This window comes from Bradyrhizobium neotropicale, assembly GCF_001641695.1.
Lineage (GTDB): Bacteria > Pseudomonadota > Alphaproteobacteria > Rhizobiales > Xanthobacteraceae > Bradyrhizobium > Bradyrhizobium neotropicale.
Genome location: NZ_LSEF01000058.1, coordinates 108918 through 114637, shown reverse-complemented (window position 1 = coordinate 114637; position 5720 = coordinate 108918). Strand labels below are relative to the sequence as shown.

Below are 5720 nucleotides of genomic sequence, written 5' to 3'. Positions count from 1 at the left end.
CCGCCGCTCGGTTCAACGCTTGCTGATCACCGCCTCCAGATATTCGCTGTGCACGACCACCGTGCCGTCATCGGCATGATTGAACTCGCCGAGCAGGGCGAGGAGATCGCGGCGCAGCGCCGCCTGGCCGGCGTCGTCGAGTGCGGCGAAGGCTTTCAGCATCGGGCCATAGAACGACTTGAACACCTCGAGCCAGTGCTCGGGCGAACGGTAGCGGAACACGAACATCCTGGGCTCGGCGGCGATCTCGGAGGCCTGGCTGCCGAACATCTCCTCGAGGCGCGCCGGGGTGCCCCACAGGGCCGGCGACTTCACGCCCGCCGGCGGCGGCAAATGCTTGCCGATCGTCTTGAAGAGCTGACCGATGAAACCCTGCGGCGTCCAGTTCGCGAGCCCGATCTTGCCGCCGGATCTGCAGACGCGCGCGAGCTCGGAGGCCGCCTTGTCCTGATCCGGCGTGAACATGACGCCGAAGGTCGAGAGCACGACATCGTAGCTCGCATCGGCGAAAGGCAGCGCTTCGGCGTCCGCCTCGCGAAATTCGATCATCAGATGCTCCGCGGCGGCCCGCTCGCGCCCGCGCTTGAGCAGCGCCGGCACGTAATCGGTGGATGTGACCTCGCACCAGCGCCGTGCCGCGGCCAGCGTGGCATTGCCGTTACCGGCGGCAACGTCCAGCACCTTGCTGCCGGCGCGCAGGTCGAGCGCTTCGCAGAGCTGCTCGCCGACGATCTGCAAGGTGGTGCCGACCACGGCATAATCGCCGGACGACCAGGCCCCGTGCTGACGCTGCTTGATGGCGGCAAGGTCCGGTTGGGCGTCGATCTTGTTGCTGAGCGCTGCGGCTGTCGACATGGCAATCTCCTGCGGTTGAGAGTGCCGGGACGATAGGGCGCATGTCGCCGACTGGCCTTGAGAGCCCCGTTATTTTACCCTGAGAGCCGCTTGATTTCCGAGCGGGAGCCGGGGCGAAACGTGGCATTCAAGTTCGAGGACTTCGTGCTTGATCCCGCGCGCCGCGAATTGCGGCGGGCAGGAACGCTTGTCGCGCTCGAGCCCCAGGTGTTCGATCTCCTGATCTATCTGGTCCGCAACCGCGACCGTGTGGTGACGCGGGACAATCTGCTCGATGCGATCTGGAACGGCCGCGTCGTCTCCGATTCCACGCTGACGAGCCGGATCAACGCGGTGCGGCGCGCGGTCGATGATTCCGGCGAGGAGCAGCGGCTGATCCGCACCATCGCGCGCAAGGGCGTGCGCTTCGTCGGCGAGGTGCGAGAGGCCGCCGTCGCCGGCAGTCCCGACATCAAGGTCCAGCCGGTCGAGGCCGCGCCGGCCGGCCTGCCGCTGCCCGATCGCCCTGCGATCGCGGTGCTGCCCTTCACCAACATGAGCGGCGAGGCCGAGCAGGATTATTTCTCCGACGGCATCAGCGAGGACATCATCACCGCGCTGTCGAAGCTGCGCTGGTTCTTCGTCATCGCGCGCAACTCCTCCTTCATCTACAAGGGCCGGACCGTTCACCTGCGGCAGGTCGCAGAGGAGCTCGGCGTGCGCTACGTCGTCGAAGGCAGCGTCCGCAAGGGCGGCGGCCGTGTCCGCATCACGGCGCAGCTCAACGACGTCGCAACCGGCAGCCATCTCTGGGCCGAACGCTACGATCGCGAGCTTGCCGACGTCTTCGCCGTGCAGGACGAGATCACGGAGGCCATCGTCGCCGCGATCGAGCCGCAGCTCTATGCCGCGGAAAGCTTTCGCGCCCAGCGCAAGCCGCCCGACAGCATGGATGCCTGGGACCTGTTGATGCGCGCGCTGTCGCATTACTGGCGCGTGACGCGACAGGATCATGTCGTAGCCCAAGCCCTGCTCGAAAAGGCCATCGCCCTCGACCCGAACTACGGCAAGGCGCTCGGGCTGCTCGGCACCAGCTACATGTTCACGGCCCATATGGGCTGGATGGAGATGGCGGCAGCAATGCCGGTCGCCGAACGCGCGGCGCGCGCCGCCATCCACATCGACGACGAGGATGCCTGGGCCCACAACGCGCTCGGTCACGTCCATCTGTTCGCGCGGCGGTTCGACGACGCGCTCGCCGAATTCGAGACCGCGCTGCGGCTCAATCCGAACTTCGCGCTGGCGCAGGGCTATTATGGCCTCGTGCTCAGCTATTGCGGCCGCTGGCAGGATGCCGACGCCGCCGCGCGCCGGGCCATCCGCCTCAGCCCGCGCGACCCCTATGCACCGGTCTATTTCGGCATCGCCGCCTATGCCCGCTTTCTCGGCGCCGACTACGAGGAGGCGATCCGGCTGGCGCAGGAGTCCTTGCGCCAGCGCAGCGACTTCGTCGGCGCGCACCGGGTGCTGACCTCCGCCGCCGGCATGGCCGGACACGCCGAGCTCGCCCGTGCGGCGCTCCAGGAACTCCGCCGCGCCCAGCCGAATGTCTCGCTCGCCTGGATCGCCGAGTTCATGCCGATCAAGCTCGCCCCCGACCGCGAGCGCTACCTGGAAGGCTTTCGCCGCGCCGGCCTGACCTAGGCCGCGAACAGGCTGCTATCCCCTCGAATCAACAATGATGTTAAGCTCGCTTCGCTTGGGGGAGCATGAGGCGTGACGGGTTCGAATGGCGACCCGTGTTTTCCCGGTCAGGCAGTCAGCTCTTGAGGCGTAACGCGCGGCATGATTCGCATTTCGACGATCTTCATCGCCATCTGCATGGTTCTGGTCGCGGCCTCGCTCGGGCTTGTGCTGTATTCGGTCGCCGGCATCAGCGGAACCGAATCCGCCATCGTGGCGCTGACCGCGCTCACATTCCTGATCCTCTACAATGCGGTGTCGATGCGGTTGCGCGACCGCAGCGACGTCGGCGGCCAGATCGCCGACCTGTCGCGCGGCACCGCGGACCTTGCCCGCCAGGTGGCCGAGTTCGGACGCCGGCTTGCGGCCGTCGAGGGGCGCGTCGCTTCGGCGAACTCGACCAACTCCGACCGGATCCAGTCCGTGGTCGGCGAGATCAACGAGCTCGGCGGACTGGTCAAGCAGCTCGCCGCGACAGTGTCGGCCCATGAAGACCTGCTGACCACCGCCACTCCGGCTGCGGCCGACCCGGTTGCAAGGCCGGAACCGGAGGCACCGCTCGAACTGCTCGCAACGTTCGAGGAGAAGCCGACCGCTCCCCCGTTGCCAGCCGCGACGTCGACGCCCCCCGCTGCGCCGCGCCCTGCCCCCGCCGTCCAGAGCACCGCCGGACGAACCCAGACCCAGCTCCTGGCGACGCTGCGGAACGCGATCGACGAAAACCGCATCGACCTCTTCCTCCAGCCGATGGTGACGCTGCCGCAACGCAAGGTCCGCTTCTACGAGGCGGTGACGCGGGTGCGCGACGAGCGCGATCAGCTGATCGCGGCCGAGGAGTTCATCAGCATCGCCGAAGCCTCGGGGCTGATCGGGCGCATCGACAACATGGTGATGCTGCGCTGCGTGCAGGTGCTGCGCCGCCTGCTGGTGCGCAACAAGGATGTCGGCGTGTTCTGCAACGTCGCGGCGTCCACGCTCGGCAACTCCACCACCTTCGCCCAGTGCCTCGACTTCCTCGAAGCCAATCGGGCGCTGGCGCCCTCGCTGGTGCTGGAGTTCAAGCAGTCGACGTTCCGCAATCTCGGCCCGGCCGAGACCGAGAACCTCGCGGCGCTCGCCCAGCGCGGTTTCCGCTTCTCGATCGACCATGTCACGGACTTGCGGATCGAGCCGCGCGAGCTCGCCGACCGCGGCGTACGCTTCATCAAGGTCCCGGCCGCCCTCCTGCTCGATCCGAGGCAGGCCTCGGCTTCGGACATTCATCCCTCGGATCTGTCCGACCTGCTCGGCCGTTTCGGCATCGATCTGATCGCCGAGCGGATCGAGGGCGAGCGCGCGGTGGTCGACCTGCTCGATTACGACGTGCGGTTCGGCCAGGGCTTCCTGTTCGCGCCACCCCGGCCATTGCGGCCGGAGGGGGCATCTGCTACCGCCGGGGCCTCGCCGAACCAGGCGCAGGACATTCAGGGATCCAATGGCACCGGTACTCCCAGCCCGGCCGCGACGTCTGGCACATCTCCGTCACAACGCATCACCGGCAACGCGGCGCTCGCGCGCCGCATCTGATCGGTCGCGCGCATCATGACCACGCTGCATTTCGCCGAAAGCCTGCGTGAACTCGTGGGCGGTGTGGAGGTCGTGCTGAGCGATATCTGGGGCGTGGTCCATAACGGCCTGGAATCCTTCCCAGAAGCCTGCGAGGCGCTGCACACTTATCGCAGCCATGGCGGTACGGTGATCCTGATCACCAACGCACCGCGCCCCGCCGACTCCGTGCAACGGCAATTGCGCAAGCTCGGCGTCGCCGACGAGACCTATGACGCGATCGTCTCCTCGGGCGATCTGACAAGGCTCTATGTCGCCGACCATCCCGGCCGCAAGATGTTCTGGCTCGGCCCCGAGCGCGACAACTCGATCTACCGCGGCCTCAATGCGGTGACCGCGCCGCTGGAGGAGGCCGACTACATCGTCTGCACCGGCCTCTATGACGACGAGACCGAGACTGCGGAAGACTATCGCGGCATGATGCTGAAGGCGCGCGAGCGCAAGCTGACGCTGGTCTGCGCCAACCCCGATATCGTGGTCGAACGTGGCGACCGGCTGATCTACTGCGCCGGCGCGATCGCCGAGCTCTATCGCGAGCTTGGCGGCGAGGTGATCTTCTACGGCAAGCCGCACCGGCCCATCTACGAGCGCGCGATGGCGCTCGCCGGCGAGCGCCAGGGCCACCAAATCGACCGGAAGAAGGTGCTGGCGATCGGCGATTCCGTCCGCACCGACCTCACCGGGGCGCGCGAGTTCGGCATCGACTGCCTGTTCGTCACCCGCGGCATCCATTCCGAGGAGTTCGAGGGCCTCGACCAGCTCGACCCGGCTTCCGTGATGGAGCTGTTCGGCCACCCGCCGAAGGCGCTGATCCGCGAACTGAAGTGGTGACGCTCTAATTTAGCCTCTCGTCGTCATCCGGGTTCGATGCTTCACATCGCCCCCGAATGACAGTCGAGAAACGCAAATGCCCGGGACCAGCCCGGGCATTCAGATATCTCTGATGACGATTGGGCGCCTTACGCGCTCGCCATGTCCGGGAAGACCGCCTCGATCTTGGTCTTCAGCGTCGCCGCGTTGAACGGCTTGACGATGTAATTGTTCACGCCGGCCTTCTTGGCCGCGATCACGTTCTCGGTCTTGGATTCGGCCGTGATCATGATGAAGGGCGTGGTCGCAAGGTTCGGATCCGCGCGCACTTCGCGCAGCAGGTCGTAGCCCGTCATCGGCTCCATGTTCCAGTCGGAGATCACGAGCCCGTATTTCTTGCCGCGCATCTTGTTCAGCGCCGCCGAACCGTCGCTGGCATCATCGATATTGTCGAAGCCAAGCTGCTTCAGCAGATTCCGGATGATACGGATCATGGTGCTGTAGTCATCCACCACCAGAACCGGCATCGACAAATCAACCGCCATCTCGACTCCCCCAACGCATACCCAGGATTACTGCCATCGGACCTGCCGGACCTGAGGTCCCGCAGTTCCACGGTTCAAGGACTAGCACCAAGGCGTTAAACAGCGCGTTAACTGCGGAGGCCGGCGAAGGACTGAAATCGTCTCCAAGGCGGCCGTATCCCCCGCTTGACTTCGTCCGGCGGG

General features: G+C 66.2%; 5 protein-coding genes. 3 read left to right on the top strand and 2 right to left on the bottom strand.

Annotated features, from left to right (window positions below; all coding sequences use genetic code 11):
- Window positions 1–12: 12 nt before the first annotated feature.
- Entirely contained in the window at window positions 13–855 is an 843-nt protein-coding gene (locus AXW67_RS18880; RefSeq protein WP_063679078.1) for a class I SAM-dependent methyltransferase, read from the bottom strand.
- Window positions 856–975: 120 nt separating this feature from the next.
- Between AXW67_RS18880 and AXW67_RS18875 the strand changes: the two genes are divergently transcribed.
- From AXW67_RS18875 to AXW67_RS18865, 3 genes are all read left to right on the top strand, one after another.
- Window positions 976–2538 (top strand): winged helix-turn-helix domain-containing tetratricopeptide repeat protein, encoded by a 1563-nt coding sequence (locus AXW67_RS18875; RefSeq protein WP_063679077.1) that lies wholly within the window; start codon window positions 976–978, stop codon window positions 2536–2538.
- Window positions 2539–2679: 141 nt separating this feature from the next.
- Entirely contained in the window at window positions 2680–4143 is a 1464-nt protein-coding gene (locus tag AXW67_RS18870; protein ID WP_063679076.1) for an EAL domain-containing protein, read from the top strand.
- Window positions 4144–4158: 15 nt separating this feature from the next.
- Window positions 4159–5013, top strand: a complete 855-nt coding sequence (locus AXW67_RS18865) for a TIGR01459 family HAD-type hydrolase (protein WP_027551916.1) — start codon at window positions 4159–4161, stop codon at window positions 5011–5013.
- 128 nt (window positions 5014–5141) lie between these two features.
- Here AXW67_RS18865 and AXW67_RS18860 read toward each other — a convergent pair whose 3' ends face one another.
- Window positions 5142–5537: a response regulator gene (locus AXW67_RS18860; RefSeq protein WP_027551917.1), complete on the bottom strand. Its 396-nt coding sequence runs from the start codon at window positions 5535–5537 to the stop codon at window positions 5142–5144.
- Between the last annotated feature and the right edge of the window lie 183 nt (window positions 5538–5720).